Annotated in this window: 14 protein-coding genes; 11 read left to right on the plus strand and 3 right to left on the minus strand. The window is 62.3% G+C overall.

Annotation, left to right across the window (positions count from 1 at the left end):
- The first annotated feature begins 13 nt into the window (after window positions 1-13).
- The 11 genes from J2X76_RS23250 to J2X76_RS23300 all read left to right on the plus strand — a co-directional run bounded on the left by J2X76_RS23250 (window position 14) and on the right by J2X76_RS23300 (window position 13,641).
- Complete coding sequence (locus J2X76_RS23250; protein ID WP_113128567.1) at window positions 14-892, plus strand: F0F1 ATP synthase subunit gamma; 879 nt, start codon at window positions 14-16, stop codon at window positions 890-892.
- A 23-nt stretch (window positions 893-915) separates the two neighbouring features.
- Entirely contained in the window at window positions 916-2,346 is a 1,431-nt protein-coding gene (gene atpD / locus J2X76_RS23255; protein ID WP_113128566.1) for a F0F1 ATP synthase subunit beta, read from the plus strand.
- Window positions 2,347-2,420: 74 nt separating this feature from the next.
- A complete protein-coding gene (locus J2X76_RS23260; RefSeq protein WP_113128565.1) occupies window positions 2,421-2,828 on the plus strand; it encodes a F0F1 ATP synthase subunit epsilon in 408 nt (135 codons plus the stop codon).
- Window positions 2,829-2,978: 150 nt separating this feature from the next.
- Entirely contained in the window at window positions 2,979-3,872 is an 894-nt protein-coding gene (locus J2X76_RS23265; RefSeq protein ID WP_113128564.1) for a LysR family transcriptional regulator, read from the plus strand.
- A 183-nt stretch (window positions 3,873-4,055) separates the two neighbouring features.
- Entirely contained in the window at window positions 4,056-4,535 is a 480-nt protein-coding gene (locus J2X76_RS23270; protein ID WP_310219698.1) for a formate dehydrogenase subunit gamma, read from the plus strand.
- Window positions 4,532-6,088 carry an NADH-quinone oxidoreductase subunit NuoF gene (locus J2X76_RS23275; protein WP_310219699.1) on the plus strand — a complete coding sequence of 519 codons (1,557 nt, stop codon included), beginning with the start codon at window positions 4,532-4,534 and terminating at the stop codon, window positions 6,086-6,088. The genes J2X76_RS23270 and J2X76_RS23275 overlap by 4 nt, the downstream gene beginning before the upstream one ends.
- A gap of 255 nt (window positions 6,089-6,343) precedes the next feature.
- The gene (gene fdhF, locus J2X76_RS23280; RefSeq protein WP_310219701.1) at window positions 6,344-9,223 is read left to right on the plus strand and encodes a formate dehydrogenase subunit alpha; all 2,880 of its coding nucleotides are present in this window, start codon (window positions 6,344-6,346) and stop codon (window positions 9,221-9,223) included.
- Between the two features lie 221 nt (window positions 9,224-9,444).
- Window positions 9,445-10,272, plus strand: coding sequence for a formate dehydrogenase accessory sulfurtransferase FdhD (gene fdhD / locus J2X76_RS23285; RefSeq protein ID WP_310219898.1), 828 nt, complete (start codon window positions 9,445-9,447; stop codon window positions 10,270-10,272).
- A complete protein-coding gene (locus tag J2X76_RS23290) occupies window positions 10,262-10,621 on the plus strand; it encodes a formate dehydrogenase subunit delta (RefSeq protein ID WP_113128558.1) in 360 nt (119 codons plus the stop codon). The genes fdhD and J2X76_RS23290 overlap by 11 nt, the downstream gene beginning before the upstream one ends.
- Window positions 10,622-10,695: 74 nt before the next feature.
- Window positions 10,696-12,354 (plus strand): OFA family MFS transporter, encoded by a 1,659-nt coding sequence (locus J2X76_RS23295; protein WP_113128557.1) that lies wholly within the window; start codon window positions 10,696-10,698, stop codon window positions 12,352-12,354.
- 237 nt (window positions 12,355-12,591) lie between these two features.
- Window positions 12,592-13,641, plus strand: a complete 1,050-nt coding sequence (locus tag J2X76_RS23300; RefSeq protein WP_113128556.1) for an aldo/keto reductase — start codon at window positions 12,592-12,594, stop codon at window positions 13,639-13,641.
- 137 nt (window positions 13,642-13,778) lie between these two features.
- Here the strand turns inward: J2X76_RS23300 and J2X76_RS23305 are convergent, their stop codons facing one another.
- The 3 genes from J2X76_RS23305 to rocF all read right to left on the minus strand — a co-directional run bounded on the left by J2X76_RS23305 (window position 13,779) and on the right by rocF (window position 17,269).
- Entirely contained in the window at window positions 13,779-14,258 is a 480-nt protein-coding gene (locus J2X76_RS23305) for a chemotaxis protein CheW (protein ID WP_038546443.1), read from the minus strand.
- The gene (locus J2X76_RS23310) at window positions 14,258-16,045 is read right to left on the minus strand and encodes a PAS domain-containing methyl-accepting chemotaxis protein (protein WP_310219705.1); all 1,788 of its coding nucleotides are present in this window, start codon (window positions 16,043-16,045) and stop codon (window positions 14,258-14,260) included. Before J2X76_RS23310 ends, J2X76_RS23305 begins: the two co-directional genes overlap by 1 nt.
- 294 nt (window positions 16,046-16,339) lie before the next feature.
- Complete coding sequence (gene rocF / locus J2X76_RS23315; protein ID WP_113128554.1) at window positions 16,340-17,269, minus strand: arginase; 930 nt, start codon at window positions 17,267-17,269, stop codon at window positions 16,340-16,342.
- Window positions 17,270-17,301 lie beyond the last annotated feature (32 nt).

Genomic DNA, 17,301 nt, shown 5'->3' on the forward strand with positions numbered 1-17,301 from the left:
GGACCGATAACGGATGCCTTCACTTAAGGATCTGAAAAACCGGATCGCCTCCGTCAAGGCGACGCAGAAGATCACCAAGGCGATGAAAATGGTCGCCGCGGCGAAGCTGCGCCGTGCCCAGGAGGCGGCCGAGGCCGCCCGTCCTTACGCGGAACGTATGACCAAGGTGCTGGCCGGCCTTTCGGCCGCCAATGCCGGCAATGCCGAAGCGCCGCTCCTGCTTTCCGGCACGGGCAAGGACCAGGTTCATCTCCTGATCGTCGCGACCGGCGAGCGCGGTCTGGCCGGGGGCTTCAACTCCTCGATCATCCGCCTTGCCCGCGATCACGCGCTGAAGCTGCTTGCCCAGGGCAAGACGGTGAAGATCTTGACCGTCGGCCGCAAGGGCAACGACATCCTGCGCCGCTCGTTCCGCGAAAACATCGTCGACTACGTGACGTTCCGCGAAGTCAAGCAGCTCGGTTTTGCCCAGGCGGACGAGGTGGCACACAAGGTGCTCGCGCTCTACAATGCCGGTGAATTCGATGTCGCGACGCTGTTCTTTGCACGCTTCCAGTCGGTGATCTCGCAGGTGGCGACCGCCTCGCAGATCATCCCGGCCAAGTTCGAGACCACCGAGCCGGCAACCGCCTCCTCGGCGCTCTACGAATACGAGCCGAGCGAAGAGGAAATTCTCGAAGACCTGCTGCCGAAGAACGTCGCCGTGCAGATCTTCCGGGCCCTGCTCGAAAACAACGCTTCCTTCTATGGCGCGCAGATGTCCGCAATGGACAACGCGACGCGCAATGCCGGTGACATGATCAACAAGCTGACGCTCTCCTACAACCGTCAGCGCCAGGCACAGATCACCAAGGAACTCATCGAAATCATTTCGGGCGCGGAAGCGCTCTGAGGTAAAGAAAGAGGGTAAGAATCATGGCTACCGCAACGGGCACGTCCCTCGGCAAGGTGACCCAGGTTATCGGCGCTGTCGTCGACGTCGCTTTCGACGGCGAACTGCCGGCGATTTTGAACGCGCTTGAAACCGACAACAACGGCAACCGCCTCGTTCTCGAAGTCGCGCAGCACCTCGGCGAAAGCGCCGTCCGCACCATCGCGATGGACTCGACCGAAGGTCTGGTTCGTGGTCAGCAGGTTACCGATACCGGCGCTCCGATCACCGTTCCGGTCGGTCCGGAAACGCTCGGCCGCATCATGAACGTCATCGGCGAACCGGTCGACGAAGCAGGTCCGCTGACCACTTCCGGCAAGCGCGCCATCCACCAGGACGCACCGCCCTACGTCGACCAGTCGACCGAAGGCCAGATCCTCGTCACCGGCATCAAGGTCGTCGATCTTCTCGCGCCTTACGCAAAGGGCGGCAAGATCGGTCTCTTCGGCGGCGCAGGCGTCGGCAAGACGGTTCTGATCATGGAACTCATCAACAACGTCGCGAAGGCGCACGGCGGTTACTCCGTGTTCGCAGGCGTCGGTGAGCGTACCCGCGAAGGCAACGACCTTTACCACGAAATGATCGAATCGGGCGTCAACAAGCATGGTGGCGGCGAAGGTTCCAAGGCTGCGCTGGTTTACGGCCAGATGAACGAACCGCCGGGCGCCCGCGCCCGCGTCGCTCTGACCGGTCTCACCATCGCTGAAGACTTCCGCGACAAGGGCCAGGACGTTCTGTTCTTCGTCGACAACATCTTCCGCTTCACCCAGGCAGGTTCGGAAGTGTCGGCTCTGCTCGGCCGTATTCCTTCGGCCGTGGGTTATCAGCCGACGCTGGCGACCGACATGGGCGCCATGCAGGAGCGCATCACCACCACGACCAAGGGTTCGATCACCTCGGTTCAGGCCATCTACGTTCCGGCCGACGACTTGACCGACCCGGCACCGGCAACCTCGTTCGCCCATCTGGACGCAACGACGGTTCTGTCGCGCTCGATCGCCGAAAAGGGCATCTATCCGGCAGTTGACCCGCTCGATAGCACCTCGCGCATGCTCGACCCGATGGTCGTCGGCGAAGAGCACTACGAAATTGCTCGTAAGGTGCAGACCACGCTGCAGCGCTACAAGTCGCTGCAGGACATCATCGCCATCCTCGGCATGGACGAACTGTCCGAAGAGGACAAGATGACGGTTGCCCGCGCCCGCAAGATCGAGCGCTTCCTGTCGCAGCCGTTCTTCGTCGCCGAAGTCTTCACCGGTTCGCCGGGCAAGCTGGTTGCGCTCGAAGACACGATCAAGGGCTTCAAGGGCCTCGTCAACGGCGACTACGACCATCTTCCGGAAGCTGCCTTCTACATGGTCGGCTCGATCGAAGAAGCCATGGAAAAGGCCAAGAAGCTGGCCGAAGCCGCCTGATCCTGAACGAGATGGCGCGCGGGAATTCTCCGGCGCGCCTTTCCCGCATAACCACGTGAAGGAAGTGGACCGTAATGGCCGACGCTTTCAACTTTGAACTGGTTTCGCCCGAGCGCCTGCTCGTCTCGGAAAAGGTCACCCAAGTGGTGATCCCGGCGACACTTGGCGAAATGACCGTGCTTGCCAATCACGCGCCGACGATGACGACAATCAAGCCGGGCGTGGTTTCGGTGAAGCTCGCATCTGGCGAAGTCAACAAATACGTCGTTTTCGGCGGGTTCGCCGACATCCTGCCGACCGGCTGCACGCTGCTGGCCGAATCCGCGGTTCCGGCCAGCGAGCTGACCCACGCGACGCTGCAGAAGCGGATCGAAACCACGCAGGGCGAGATCAACCACGCGCAGAGCGACGAACACAAGACCAAGCTCGAACAGTTCCTGGCGGAATTGACCCACCTCAACGGTATCGTCGTTCCGGCCTGATATTCCAGAATTCTCTGAAAAAGATCGAGGCGGTCCGAAAGGCCGCCTTTTTCTTTGGGCGGCGTCGTGTCGGCGGATGCCATCCTTGCGGCCGGATGCCGGCTTGTATGTATGGCGCCATCTTGTTAGCCCTTGGGGCGGAGGAACGCGATGATCGACAAGCTGGAATTCTTCATTGCGCTTGCACGCGAGGGCCATTTCGGCCGCGCGGCGGAGGAGTGCGGCATTTCACAACCCTCGCTATCGGCCGCGATCCGCCAGCTCGAGGAGCAGCTCGGCGTGCAGCTTGTCGTGCGCGGCTCGCGCTACCAGGGCCTGACGCCGGAGGGTCAGCGCGTGCTGGAATGGGCAAAACGCATCGTCGGCGATGCGCGCACGATGCGCGAGGAAATGCGCGCCGCCCGCAAGGGCCTTGTCGGCCATATCAGGCTGGCGTCGATCCCGACGGCGCTGGCGATGATCCCCAGGTTGACCGAGCCCTTCCAGGCCAAGCACCCGGAGGTAACCTTCTCCGTCGTTTCCCGCAATTCCCTGCAGGTGCTTTCGCAGCTCGACAATTTCGAGATCGACGCGGGCATTACCTATCTCGACAACGAGCCGCTGGGGCGGGTGACGAGCGTGCCGCTCTATGCGGAGCGTTACAATCTGGTGACCGCCGAAGGGGCGCCCTATGCCGACCGGGACAGCGTCACCTGGAAGGAGATGGCCGATCTTAGGCTCTGTCTATTGACGCCCGACATGCAGAACCGCCGGATCATCAACCAGCACCTCGCGGAGGCGGGGGTCACGGTGAAGCCGATGCTCGAATCGAACTCGATGGTGGTTCTTCTCTCGCATGTGGGGACCGGGCGCTGGGCGAGCATCATGCCGCGCAACGTGGCGCGATCATTCGGGTTTGCAAAAGAAATCAGGACTATCCCGATCGTCGATCCGGAAGCCACGCATATCGTCGGGCTTGTCGCCACCCACCGCGAACCCTTCACGCCGCTGGTCTCCGCCCTGCTTCACGAAGCCCGCAGCCTCACTCCCGCCGCCATGGCTTGATAGCTTTTTTCTATCGCGTAACCGATCTCCTTTATTGACGGTTGAGGTATCGGTTGCGACATTCCATTCCCAGTAGGCGAAGTACGGTTGTCGGACAACTTCGTCAGCTTTCTGATCCGTCTATGTGCATCTGGCGCCGACGCCAGGTGGCCCGGGAGCGGATCAGCCGGGAGGCTATGACATATGAATATGCGAATTTCCGCCGGTGAATTCACCGAGCGGTCGCTTCAGATCATCAGGGATCTGAAGCATCTGGAAGGCCCGATGCTGCCGATCCTGCATGCGATCCAGGCGGAGTTCGGTTATGTGCCGGAAGAGGTGAAGCCGGTCATCGCCAGCGAACTCAACCTGTCGCGCGCCGAGGTGCATGGCGTCGTCACCTTCTACCACGAATTCCGCGACCACCCGGCCGGCCGGCATGTGCTGAAACTCTGTCGTGCCGAAGCTTGCCAGTCGATGGGCAGCGACCGCATCGCGGATCGCGCCCGGGAGCTTCTCGGTATCGACTTCCACCAGACGACGCTCGACGGGGCGGTGACGCTGGAAGCGGTCTACTGTCTCGGGCTCTGCGCCTGTGCGCCTGCCGCCATGCTCGATGGCGAAGTTTTTGGTCGCGTCGATGAGCACTGTCTTAGCGAAATCGTTGCGGAGGCACGCCGATGACGGTGACGATTTTCGTTCCCCGCGATGCCGCCGCGCTGGCGCTGGGTGCCGAGAAGGTAGCCAAGGCGATCGCCCAGGAGATCGAGGCCCGCGGGCTCGATGCCACGATTGTCCGCAACGGTTCGCGCGGCATGTTCTGGCTCGAGCCGCTGGTTGAAGTGCGCACGGAGCACGGCCGTATCGCCTATGGCCCGGTGAAGCCCGGCGACGTCAAGGGACTGTTCGATGCGGGCTTCCTGGAGGGCGGACAGCATGCTTTGCATCTCGGGCCGACCAAGGACATCCCCTTCCTGCGGCAGCAGACGCGGCTGACTTTCTCCCGTTGCGGCGTCACCGATCCGCTGTCGCTCGACGACTATCGCCACTATCAGGGCTTCAAGGGTCTCGAAAACGCGATTGCCATGACGCAGGCGCAGATCGTCGCCCAGGTCACCGACAGCGGCCTTCGCGGTCGTGGCGGTGCCGGCTTCCCCACCGGCATCAAGTGGAAGACGGTGATGGATGCGGCCGGGCCGCAGAAGTACATCGTCTGCAATGCGGATGAGGGCGACAGCGCCACCTTCGCGGACCGGATGATCATGGAAGGCGATCCCTTCGTGCTGATCGAGGGCATGATCATTGCCGGCATCGCGACGGGCGCCACCAAGGGCTATGTCTATATCCGCTCGGAATATCCGCATGCGATCGCAACGATGACGGAAGCCGTCGAGATCGCCCGTGCGGCCGGCATTCTCGGTCCGTCGGTAATGGGCTCGGCGCATGCCTTCGACATGGAAATCCGCTCCGGCGCCGGGGCCTATGTCTGCGGCGAGGAAACCTCGCTGCTGAATTCGCTCGAAGGCAAGCGCGGCATCGTGCGCGCCAAGCCGCCATTGCCGGCGCTGCAGGGATTTCTGGGCCGTCCGACGGTGGTCAACAACGTCATTTCGCTGGCGTCGGTGCCTGTGATCATGGATCGGGGGGCCGCCTTCTATCGCGATTTCGGCATGGGTCGTTCGCGTGGGACGATCCCGATCCAGATCGCCGGCAATGTCAAATATGGCGGCCTTTACGAAACTGCCTTCGGCCTGTCGCTTGGCGAGATCGTCGATCATATCGGCGGCGGCACCGCGACCGGCCGGCCGGTGAAGGCGGTGCAGGTGGGCGGACCGCTCGGCGCCTATTTCCCGCGGGCGCTGTTCGACACGCCGTTCGACTACGAAGCTTTTGCGGCCCGGGACGGGCTGATCGGCCATGCCGGCATCACCGTGTTCGACGATTCGGCCGACATGCTGAAACAGGCGCGGTTCGCGATGGAGTTCTGCGCCATCGAAAGCTGCGGCAAGTGCACGCCGTGCCGCATCGGTTCGACCCGCGGGGTCGAGACGGCCGACAAGATCAGGCAGGGCATCGAGCCGGAGAAGAACAAGGCGTTGCTGGCAGATCTCTGCAATACGATGAAGTTCGGCTCTCTCTGCGCGCTCGGCGGGTTCACGCCCTATCCGGTGATGAGCGCGATGAACCATTTCCCGGAGGATTTTTCTCCGGCTCCGATGGTGGAGGCGGCGGAATGATGGTTTTGAGCACGTCAACTCCGGCTGAGTTCCTGAGCACCCCCCTCTGCCCTGCCGGGCATCTCCCCCTCAAGGGGGGAGATCGGCTGGGGGCTCGCTCATCGCTTTCCGTTGCACCTCGCATCCTCCGTGTCGGCTCACTTGAAACGGCGGTTCCGCCTTTTGTGATCTCCCCACCCGAGGGGGAGATGGCCGGCAGGCCAGAGGGGGGCATTCTTGCTCCCGCGTTTACTTTTTCCAGCAAGGAGACACACAATGTCCCTCGTTCATGAAATCGACTACGGCACGCCGGCTTCCCGATCCGAAGCCCAGGTAACCCTCACCATCGACGGCCGCGCCATCACCGTGCCGGAAGGCACGTCGATCATGCGCGCTTCGATGGAAGCAGGCATACAGGTGCCGAAACTCTGCGCCACCGATATGGTCGACGCCTTCGGGTCCTGCCGGCTCTGTCTCGTCGAGATCGAAGGCCGCAACGGAACGCCGTCGTCCTGCACCACGCCGGTGATGCCGGGCATGGTGGTGCATACCCAGACCGGCCGGCTGAAGGATATCCGCCGCGGCGTGATGGAGCTCTACATCTCCGACCACCCGCTCGACTGTCTCACCTGCGCCGCCAACGGGGACTGCGAATTGCAGGACATGGCAGGCGCGGTAGGCCTTCGCGACGTGCGTTACGGCTATGAGGGCGACAACCACGTCCGCGCCCGCAACGATGGCGCGATCAACGCCAAGTGGATGCCGAAGGACGAGTCGAACCCTTATTTCACCTATGATCCCTCGAAATGCATCGTCTGCTCCCGTTGCGTGCGCGCCTGCGAAGAGGTGCAGGGCACGTTCGCGCTGACGATCGAGGGGCGCGGTTTCGAAAGCCGTGTTTCGCCTGGTGCGCACGAACATTTTCTCGATTCCGAATGCGTCTCCTGCGGCGCCTGTGTGCAGGCCTGCCCGACGGCGACGCTCACCGAAAAGTCGGTCATCGCGATCGGCCAGCCGGAACATTCGGAAGTCACCACCTGCGCCTATTGCGGAGTCGGCTGCTCGTTCAAGGCGGAAATGCGCGGCGAAGAGCTTGTCCGCATGGTGCCGTGGAAGGATGGCCAGGCGAACCGCGGCCATTCCTGCGTCAAGGGCCGTTTTGCCTACGGTTATGCGACCCACAAGGACCGCATCCTCAATCCGATGATCCGCGAAAAGATCTCCGATCCGTGGCGGGAAGTGACCTGGGAAGAGGCCTTTTCGCACGTGGCTTCCGAGTTCCGGCGCATCCAGTACCAATACGGCCGGGATTCGATCGGCGGCATCACCTCGTCGCGCTGCACCAACGAGGAGACCTTCCTCGTCCAGAAGCTGATCCGCGCCGGTTTCGGCAATAACAATGTCGATACCTGCGCCCGCGTCTGCCATTCGCCGACGGGTTACGGCCTCGGCCAGGCGTTCGGCACCTCGGCCGGCACGCAGAATTTCGACTCGGTCGAGCATACCGATGTCGTCATCGTCATCGGCGCCAACCCGACCGACGGTCATCCGGTGTTCGGCTCGCGCCTCAAGAAGCGGCTCCGTCAGGGCGCAAAACTGATCGTCATCGATCCGCGCCGCATCGATCTCGTCAAGACGCCGCATGTGGAGGCCGATTATCACCTGCCGCTGCAGCCGGGCACCAACGTGGCCGTGCTGACGGCGCTGGCGCATGTCATCGTCACCGAAGGCCTGTTCGACGAAAAGTTCATCCGCGAACGCTGCGACTGGTCGGAATTCGAAGACTGGGCGGCCTTCGTCGGCGAAGAACAGCACAGCCCGGAAGCCGTCGAGAAGTTCACCGGCGTGAAGCCTGAGCTGGTCCGTGGTGCTGCCCGGCTTTTTGCCAAGGGCGGCAATGGGTCGATCTATTATGGCCTCGGGGTCACCGAGCACAGCCAGGGTTCGACGACCGTCATGGCGATCGCCAACCTTGCCATGGCGACCGGCAATATCGGCCGCCCGGGCGTCGGCGTGAACCCGCTGCGCGGCCAGAACAATGTCCAGGGCTCCTGCGACATGGGCTCGTTCCCGCATGAACTGCCGGGTTATCGCCATATTTCCGACGATGCGACCCGCGACACTTTCGAAAAGTTGTGGGGCGTGACGCTCAACAACGAACCGGGCCTGCGCATCCCGAACATGCTGGATGCGGCCGTCGAGGGTACGTTCAAGGGCATCTACATCCAGGGCGAGGACATTCTGCAGTCCGACCCGGACACCAAGCACGTTTCGGCCGGCCTTGCCGCGATGGAATGCGTCGTCGTCCACGACCTCTTCCTGAACGAGACGGCCAATTACGCGCATGTCTTCCTGCCGGGTTCGACCTTCCTCGAAAAGGACGGCACGTTCACCAATGCGGAACGCCGCATCAACCGCGTGCGCAAGGTGATGAGCCCGAAGAACGGTTATGCCGACTGGGAAGTCACCCAGAAGCTTGCACAGGCGATGGGGCTTGCCTGGAACTATGCGCATCCGTCGCAGATCATGGACGAGATCGCCGTGTCGACGCCGAGCTTCGCGCTGGTTTCCTACGACTATCTCGACAAGATGGGCTCGGTTCAGTGGCCGTGCAACGAGGCCCATCCGGTCGGTTCGCCGATCATGCATGTCGATGGGTTCGTGCGCGGCAAGGGCAAGTTCATCCGCACCGAATATGTGGCGACCGACGAACGCACCGGTCCACGTTTCCCGCTGTTGCTCACAACCGGCCGCATCTTGTCCCAGTACAATGTCGGCGCCCAGACCCGGCGTACCGAAAATGTCGCCTGGCATGCGGAAGACCGGCTGGAGATCCATCCGCACGATGCCGAACAGCGCGGCATCAAGGAAGGCGACTGGATCAAGCTCGCCAGCCGTTCGGGCGATACGACGCTGAGGGCGCTGATCACCGATCGTGTGGCGCCGGGCGTGGTCTACACGACCTTCCACCATCCGAACACGCAGGCGAACGTCATCACCACCGACTTCTCCGACTGGGCGACCAATTGCCCGGAATACAAGGTGACCGCGGTGCAGGTGTCGCCGTCGAACGGCCCGACCGAGTGGCAGAGCGATTACGACGAACTGTCGCGGCGGTCCCGGCGGATTGCGGGGAAGCTGGAGGCGGCTGAGTAGGATGGCTGCGAGTGCCTGGCTTACCCCCCTCTGCCCTGCCGGGCATCTCCCCCTCAAGGGGGGAGATCGGCCAGAGGCATGGGCGGCATTTCAAGGCGCTAGGCACAAGTTTGCTTATTGGCTCACTTCGATAGAGGGTGGGGCCTTGCCACATCCGATCTCCCCCCTTGAGGGGGAGATGCCCGGCAGGGCAGAGGGGGGTATTCTTGCTCCAACATCCAATGGCTGAATTCAATACCACCATGTCCGCCCCCGAGATCGCACGCCGCAACGGCGTGACCCGCGCCGGTTCGCGGGTGGTGCCGGAGGAGGTGCCGATCGCCTTTTCCTATGGCGGGTCCACCCATGCGGTGATGATGGGCTCTCCGGCCGACCTTGAGGATTTCGCCGTCGGCTTCAGCCTTACGGAAGGCATCATAACGTCGATGGCGGAGATCGAGAGTATCTCCGTCGTCGAGGAGGGTGCAGGCCTCGATGTGCAGGTGGTGCTTGCCGAGGACAAGGAAGATGCGCTGCGCGCCCGGCGCCGGCACATGGCCGGGCCGGTCGGCTGCGGGCTCTGCGGCATCGAATCGATCGAACAGGCCATGCGCCCTGTTCCGGACGTTTCCTTGGTGGCAATGGCCTTGAGCCCGAAAGAGGTGAGCGAGGCGGTCGCGGCGCTCAACAGCGCGCAGCCGCTGCATCGGGAAACGCATGCGGTTCATGGCGCCGGTTTCGTCGTACCGGGCAAGGGACTGGTCGCGGTCCGCGAGGATGTCGGCCGCCACAACGCGCTCGACAAGCTGGCGGGAGCGGCCATCCGCCGGGGTATCAAGGGGTCGGAGGGCGTCGTGGTCGTCACCAGCCGCATCTCGGTCGAGATGGTGCAGAAGACGGCGATCCTCGGAAGCGCCGTGCTGATCGCCATTTCCGCCCCCACCGCGCTTGCCATCCGCACGGCAGAGGAGGCGGGCATGACACTCATCGCGCTGACGCGCGGCGAGGATTTTGAAATCTTTACGCGTACCGATCGCATAACCACTGGAGTTGTCACCGATGTCGCATGACCAAAGCCCCGAGCAACTGGTGCTCGACAAACTGGTCCGGATGGCGAACCAGATCGCCACCTTCTTCCTGTCGCAGCCGGAAAAGGTGCGCGCCGAAGGTGTCGCGACGCATATCAACAAATTCTGGGAGCCGCGCATGCGCCGGCAGTTTTTCGAGCATCTCGACAAGGGCGGAGAAGGGCTTTTGCCGCTCGTCATCGAGGCTTCCGCGCTGATCCGCCGGCCAGAGGCCAAGGTCGGGTCGGGCGTCGGTGTCGGCCAGGATGCGGCTGAAGGTGCGCCGGGCGGCAAGGGTCCCGCCGAAGGGGAGTCGCTTTCCGAACCGAGCATTCCCGAAAGCGCCGCATGAATTCATCCATCCGGCAGGTGAGGGGCCGGAGGGGGGATAGAGCCTAGCCATCATCCAGAGGGAGGATATTTTAAATGGCAATTGCAGGAACGACGAACGAGGGCCTGACAGGCAATGTCGGGCTCCTCGATAGGGAACGTATTATCGCAAAACCGGGTTTCAATCGCTGGCTCGTGCCGCCGGCAGCACTCGCCATCCACCTTTGCATCGGCATGGCTTACGGGTTCAGCGTTTTCTGGCTGCCGCTTTCCAAGGCCATTCCGGGAGCAGCAGATCCATCCTGCGCCAGTCTGAACCTCCTGTCTGCTCTGTTTACGACAAGCTGCAACTGGCGCGTGGCGGATCTGGGCTGGATCTACACGCTGTTCTTCGTGCTCCTCGGTTGCTCGGCCGCTATCTGGGGCGGGTGGCTGGAACGGGTCGGCCCGCGCAAGGCCGGTTTCGTGTCGGCCTGCTGCTGGTGCGGCGGCATCATCGTCGCGGCGATCGGCGTCATGACCCATCAGCTGTGGCTGATGTGGGTCGGTGCCGGCGTGATCGGCGGCGTCGGCCTCGGCCTCGGCTATATCTCGCCCGTTTCGACGCTCATCAAATGGTTCCCTGACCGCCGCGGCATGGCGACCGGCATGGCCATCATGGGCTTCGGCGGCGGCGCGATGATCGGTGCTCCGCTCGCCAACCTGCTGATGAACTATTTCAAAACCGATGTCTCGGTCGGCGTCTGGCAGACCTTTATCTGCATGGCGGTGATCTATTTCTGCTTCATGATGGGCGGTGCCTTCGGTTATCGCATCCCGCCGGCCGGCTGGCGTCCGGAAGGCTGGACGCCTCCGGTCTCCAAGACGACGATGATCACCACCAGACATGTCCATCTGCGCGACGCGCACAAGACCAAGCAGTTCTGGCTGATCTGGGCGGTGCTTTGCCTGAACGTCTCGGCCGGCATCGGGGTGATCGGCATGGCGTCGCCCATGCTGCAGGAAATCTTCGCCGGATCGCTGATCGGCCTGCCGAACCTGACCTTCTCGCAGCTCGATGCGAGCCAGAAGGCACAGATCGCCACGATTGCCGCCGGTTTTGCCGGGCTGCTCTCGCTTTTCAATATCGGCGGCCGTTTCTTCTGGGCGTCGCTCTCCGACAAGATCGGCCGCAAGAACACCTATTATACGTTCTTCGTGCTCGGCATCGTGCTTTATGCGCTCGCTCCGACGCTTGCCGACATGGGCAGCAAGGCGCTCTTCGTGCTCGCTTTCGGCATCATCCTGTCCATGTATGGCGGCGGCTTCGCCACCATCCCGGCCTATCTTGCGGACATCTTCGGCACCCAGTTCGTCGGCGCCATCCACGGCCGTCTTCTGACGGCCTGGGCGACTGCCGGCATCCTCGGTCCCGTCGTCGTCAACTACATCCGCGAAGCGCAGCTCACGGCGGGCGTTCCGGCCGGGCCGGCGCTCTATACCGGCACGATGTATATCCTCGCCGGCATGCTGGTTCTGGGGTTGATCGCCAACTCGCTGGTCCGGCCGCTTCCCGACAAATGGTTCATGTCGGACCACGAAGTCGCTTCGCTGCAGGCAAAGACGGCTGCAGCGAATGCCGGCCCGACCGGTTCCTTCGGTATCGGCACCGGCGGTCTGGATGCCAAGGCGGCGCTTGCCTGGGCGGTCGTCGGCATCCCGCTTCTCTGGGGCGTCTGGGTGACGCTGAAGAGCAGCTTCGTGCTGTTCGGCTGATATCCATCGGCAAGGATCAAGGAAAGGGCGGCTTATGCCGCCCTTTCTGTTTGGCCGCACGAAAATGTGAGGATAAAAACGGAGGCGGCTCCGGTTGACGCCGCCGGAAACCGGATTACATTACGTCCCGGAGCCCGACTTCGCATTCCCGCGAGATGCACGCGCCCGCGTGCCAGATCCGGCTCAGCACGACTGCCTTTATCTCTTCATAACCTTCAGTGCACACGGGAGTTCTCCATGCGCTACAATCAATTGGGCAATACAGGTCTTTTCGTCTCCGAACTCTGCCTCGGCACGATGACCTTCGGCGAAAACCAGTCAGGCGCCGTCTGGAGCGCCGTCGCGGGTCTCGGCCAGGAGACGGCCGACAGGATCGTCGAGCGGTCGCTTGCCGCGGGCGTCAATTTCATCGACACCGCCAATGTCTATTCCGAGGGCCGCTCCGAGCAGATCCTCGGGCAGGCGATCAGGAACCTCGGCGTGCCGCGCAAGGACGTGGTCATCGCCACCAAATTCTACGGCCAGATGGGCGGCAAGCCCAACGATCGTGGCGCGTCGCGCGGCCATATCATGGATTCGGTCGAGCAGAGCCTTAAGCGGCTGCAGATGGACCATATCGACCTCTATCAGATCCACGGGACCGACACGGTGACGCCGATCGACGAGACGCTCAGGGCGCTTGACGATCTCGTGTCGCGCGGCCTGGTCCGCTATATCGGCCTTTCCAACTGGGCAGCGTGGCGAATGGCGAAGGCGCTCGGCATTTCCGAGCGCAAGGGTTATGCCCGGTTCGAGACCGTGCAGGCCTATTATTCGATCGCAGGCCGCGACCTCGAGCGCGATATCGTGCCGCTGATGCAGGAGGAAAAGCTCGGCCTGATGGTCTGGTCGCCGCTCGCCGGCGGGCTGCTCTCCGGGAAATATGGTCCGGGTGCGCCGGGCAATGGCGAAGGCCGCCGTGCCGCCTTCGACTTTCCGCCGGTCGACAAGGACCGCGCATGGGCCTGCGTCGCGGCGATGCGCGAGATCGGCGCCAGGCACGGCGCGAGCGTCGCGGAAGTGGCGCTTGCCTACATTCTGGCGAAACCTTTCGTGACGAGCGTCATTATCGGCGCCAAGCGGTTGGAACAGCTTGAAGAGAATTTGAAGGCCGTGAAACTGCGGCTCGATGCGGAGGACATGGCAAAGCTCGACGAGGTGAGCGCGCTTGCTCAGGAATATCCGGGCTGGATGCTCGCCCGCCAGGGTGCGGGGCGCCTGCCGGCACCGTTCGAGCCGAAGGAATAGTCATGAAAAAAAGCCCGCGGCGGTTCAACGCTGCGGGCTTCGAAGTCGCGTGGCGGGTTTGAGGTCTTGCCGGCCAACCGCCTTGGCCTTGAGGTCTATTGTATGCCGCAGGCATGTCCTACGGCTTCGGTTGCCGATCAGGCAGCCAGATCGTCGGCTTCGGTGCCCTTGAACATCTTGGCGAGGTTCAGGAAGCAGATCATGCCGTTTTCATTGGCGATGATGCCTTCGGAAAAGGACTTGTCGAAGGAGGCGGAGATTTCCGGAACCGGCTGAACCTGGCTCGAGGGGATCGTCAGGATGTCCGAAACCCGGTCGACCAGCATGCCGATCACCATGTTGTGGACTTCCGCGACCACGATGGCGCTGCGCTCGTTGGCAACCGTGCTCTTCATGCCGAGCTTGTAGGCAAGGTCGATGATCGGAATTACCGAGCCGCGCAGGTTCATGACGCCGATGACATCGGCCGGAGCGTGCGGGATCGGCGTCGAGGGCGCCCATCCGCGGATTTCGCGGATCGTCGTCGTCTTGACGCAGAATTCCTGGTCATGGAGACGGAATGCGATGATTTCCAGCGTTTCGCCGCTGTAGCTTGTGGAGTTGATCGTCGTAGCCATCAGAATTCTTCCCAACTATCCGTTGCCAGAGCGGCAGCGGCGGCACCCGTTGTGGTCCGCGCGACCGTTGCCATGAGTTTGCGTGCCGGCGATGCAACGGGTCGTGCATCAGGTCGCGCTATTGCAATCTTATGCGAAGAATGTTGCGCAAATCTAAATCGCGCCAGGAGATCTCGCAGGGTTTCGGCTTCGCGCGCCAGGCTGTGGCTGGCGGCAGTGGTTTCCTCGACCATGGCAGCGTTCTGCTGCGTGTTCTGGTCCATGGAGTTCACGGCCTTGCTGATCTCCTTGATGCCCGTGGACTGTTCCCGGGCGGCCTCGACGATCGCCGCGACATTGCCGTTGATTTCGTCCACCTGGGACATGATCTCGTCGAGCGCCTTGCCGGTTTCGTCGACGAGGGTGACGCCCCGCTTCACCTGTTCCGAGGAGGTCGAGATCAGCGTCTTGATCTCCTTGGCGGCGCTGGCGGAACGCTGGGCGAGTTCGCGGACTTCCTGGGCGACGACCGCAAAGCCCTTGCCCGCTTCCCCGGCGCGGGCGGCTTCAACGCCGGCGTTGAGTGCCAAGAGGTTGGTCTGGAAGGCGATCTCGTCGATCACGCCGATGATGTTGGATATTTCCCGCGAGGAACTCTCGATCTGGCCCATCGCACTCACCGCGTTGCGGACCACGGCGCCGGAATGTTCGGCGCTTTTTTTCGCGCGCGAAACCAGACCGCCGGCTTCTTCCGCGCGCTTGGCGCTGTCGGTCACCGTGCGGCTGATTTCTTCCAGCGCCGCGGCAGTCTCCTCGACCGCCGCCGCCTGCTGTTCGGTGCGCTTGGCAAGGCTGTCGGAAGCCTGGCGAATCTCGCTGGAGCCGCCGGCAATGCCCACGGCATTCTCGCCCACGGTGCCCATGGCATCCGCCAGCTTTGCGATGGCGTCGTTGAAATCGGTGCGGATCTGTTCAAGCGTCGAAATAAACGGTCTTTCGATCCGGACGGTCAGGTCGCCGTTGGAAAGGGATGTCAAACCACCGGCGATGTCATCGACGGCACGAACGCGCTCGGTGATATCGGTCGCAAACTTGACAACCTTGAAGACCCGGCCGTCCGCATCGAAGATCGGGTTGTAGGAGGCTTGGATCCAGGTCGTCTTGCCGCCCTTGCCGATGCGCTTGAATTCGGCAGCGATCGCTTCGCCGCCGGCAAGCTTCTTCCAGAATTCGGGATATTCGGCGCTGTTACGGAAGGATGCTTCGCAGAACATGCTGTGATGTTTGCCGACGATCTCGGACAGCTGATAACCGAGACAGGCGAGAAAGTTCTCGTTGGCGGTCAGGATGTCGCCTGTCGGAGTGAACTCGATGACAGCCTGGGTGCGCGAGATGGCGTTGATCTTGCCCTCGTCCTCGGCCGATTTGAGCTTCGCGGCGGTAATGTCGGTTGCGAACTTGACGACCTTGTAAGGCTTGCCGCCCGAGATCACCGGATTGTAGGAGGCCTGGATCCAGATTTCCCGACCGCCCTTGCCGATGCGCTTGTAGGCGGCGGCGTCGTAATTGCCCTTGCCGAGGTTTGCCCAGAAATCCCTGTAGGCCTGCGACTTCACGTATGTCGGGTCGCAGAACATGCTGTGATGTTTGCCGACGATTTCGGAGAGCGTGTAACCAAGGGTCTTGCAGAAGTTCTCGTTGGCCGTGAGGACATTGCCGGATAAATCAAATTCGATAATGGCCTGCGACTTGTTGAGTGCTGCAAGTACTGATTTGGCGTCAGCACCTGGGAGTGAAAGTATGGACATCTGGCTTGCTTGCCCCCGACCCTGAGTTCGCGTTTCGCTCAAGCCATCATCTGCCCTCCCAGGGGGAATTCCGCAGTGCAGGTGACATTTGAGTTCTGCAAAAAATAGCCGGTAAAAATTAACGCAAGGTCAATTGTTTTTTATATTACCAATGGGAAAATTACGTAGGCGACTTGGTAATCGTCAAATCCTTGTCACCCAAAGTATATGCTCAACGGTCCCGTTTCGGAAAAGTACTGGTCGGTACGTTTTCAAGAATAGTGCAGCGTTGCTTTTAAAGCGCGGCCTGAAATGTCAGGCCGAACGTGTCGGGCGATCGAGTACGCGTCGACCGAAGAGGCTGGCGGTCAATTCCACCATGATCCTCGCGCTCTTGCCGCGATCGTCGAGGAAGGGGTTGAGCTCGACCAGATCGAGCGAGGCGACGAGGCCGGTATCATGGAGCATTTCCATGATCAGATGCGCCTCACGGAACGTCGCGCCGCCCGGCACGGTGGTGCCGACGCCCGGTGCGATATCGGGGTCCAGAAAATCGACGTCGAGGCTCACGTGCAGGAGGCCATTGGCGGCGCTGACCGTCTCGATCACCTGGCGCATGATCGCAGCAATTCCATGCTCGTCGATGGCGCGCATATCGAAGACGTTGACGCCATGATCGGCGATCAGTTTCCGTTCGATCTCGTCGACGGACCGGATGCCGATCTGGAAGACGTTTTTGGGATCGACCATCGGGCGGCCGCCGTCAAGGATCGGCGCGAATTCCGCCTGGCCTGTAAAAAAGGCGACCGGCATGCCGTGGATATTGCCGGAAGGCGACGTTTCCGGGGTGTTGAAATCCGCATGGGCATCGAGCCAGAGCACGAAGAGCGGTCGGCCGATCTCGGCGGCATAACGCGCCATGCCCGGCACGCTGCCCATGGAAAGCGCGTGGTCGCCACCCATGATCACCGGAACGGTGCCGGCCTTCGCCTTTTCGTAGGTCCGGGCTTCGAGCGCACGGCTGAACGCAGCCACGACCGGCAGGTTCTTCGCGTCGCTTCTATCCTGCAGATCGCCTGCCGGCTCGGGACGCAGGTCGCCGCTGTCGGTGACCCGAAACCCCAGTCCTTCCAGCGCCTTGACGATGCCGGCAAGCCGGAAGGCCGCAGGGCCCATGGCGCAGCCGCCGCGGCCGGAACCCTCTTCGAGAGGCACGCCGATCAATGTGATGTCCTTGGAGGTCATGCTTTTCTCCCGAGCAAGCAGGAATCAGATGG

The sequence above is a fragment of the Neorhizobium sp. 2083 genome (assembly GCF_031455615.1).
GTDB lineage: Bacteria > Pseudomonadota > Alphaproteobacteria > Rhizobiales > Rhizobiaceae > Neorhizobium.

What these genes read in the sequence shown, in the direction of transcription:
- fdhF (WP_310219701.1), top strand. Translation starts at nt 6,344, where the DNA reads ATGTCCCTCGTTCATGAAATCGACTACGGCACGCCGGCTTCCCGATCC.
- J2X76_RS23305 (WP_038546443.1), bottom strand. Translation starts at nt 14,258, where the DNA reads ATGGCTACGACGATCAACTCCACAAGCTACAGCGGCGAAACGCTGGAA.
- rocF (WP_113128554.1), bottom strand. Translation starts at nt 17,269, where the DNA reads ATGACCTCCAAGGACATCACATTGATCGGCGTGCCTCTCGAAGAGGGT.
- J2X76_RS23270 (WP_310219698.1), top strand. Translation starts at nt 4,056, where the DNA reads ATGAATATGCGAATTTCCGCCGGTGAATTCACCGAGCGGTCGCTTCAG.
- J2X76_RS23300 (WP_113128556.1), top strand. Translation starts at nt 12,592, where the DNA reads ATGCGCTACAATCAATTGGGCAATACAGGTCTTTTCGTCTCCGAACTC.
- J2X76_RS23260 (WP_113128565.1), top strand. Translation starts at nt 2,421, where the DNA reads ATGGCCGACGCTTTCAACTTTGAACTGGTTTCGCCCGAGCGCCTGCTC.
- atpD (WP_113128566.1), top strand. Translation starts at nt 916, where the DNA reads ATGGCTACCGCAACGGGCACGTCCCTCGGCAAGGTGACCCAGGTTATC.
- J2X76_RS23290 (WP_113128558.1), top strand. Translation starts at nt 10,262, where the DNA reads ATGTCGCATGACCAAAGCCCCGAGCAACTGGTGCTCGACAAACTGGTC.
- J2X76_RS23295 (WP_113128557.1), top strand. Translation starts at nt 10,696, where the DNA reads ATGGCAATTGCAGGAACGACGAACGAGGGCCTGACAGGCAATGTCGGG.
- J2X76_RS23250 (WP_113128567.1), top strand. Translation starts at nt 14, where the DNA reads ATGCCTTCACTTAAGGATCTGAAAAACCGGATCGCCTCCGTCAAGGCG.
- J2X76_RS23310 (WP_310219705.1), bottom strand. Translation starts at nt 16,045, where the DNA reads ATGTCCATACTTTCACTCCCAGGTGCTGACGCCAAATCAGTACTTGCA.
- J2X76_RS23265 (WP_113128564.1), top strand. Translation starts at nt 2,979, where the DNA reads ATGATCGACAAGCTGGAATTCTTCATTGCGCTTGCACGCGAGGGCCAT.
- J2X76_RS23275 (WP_310219699.1), top strand. Translation starts at nt 4,532, where the DNA reads ATGACGGTGACGATTTTCGTTCCCCGCGATGCCGCCGCGCTGGCGCTG.
- fdhD (WP_310219898.1), top strand. Translation starts at nt 9,445, where the DNA reads ATGGCTGAATTCAATACCACCATGTCCGCCCCCGAGATCGCACGCCGC.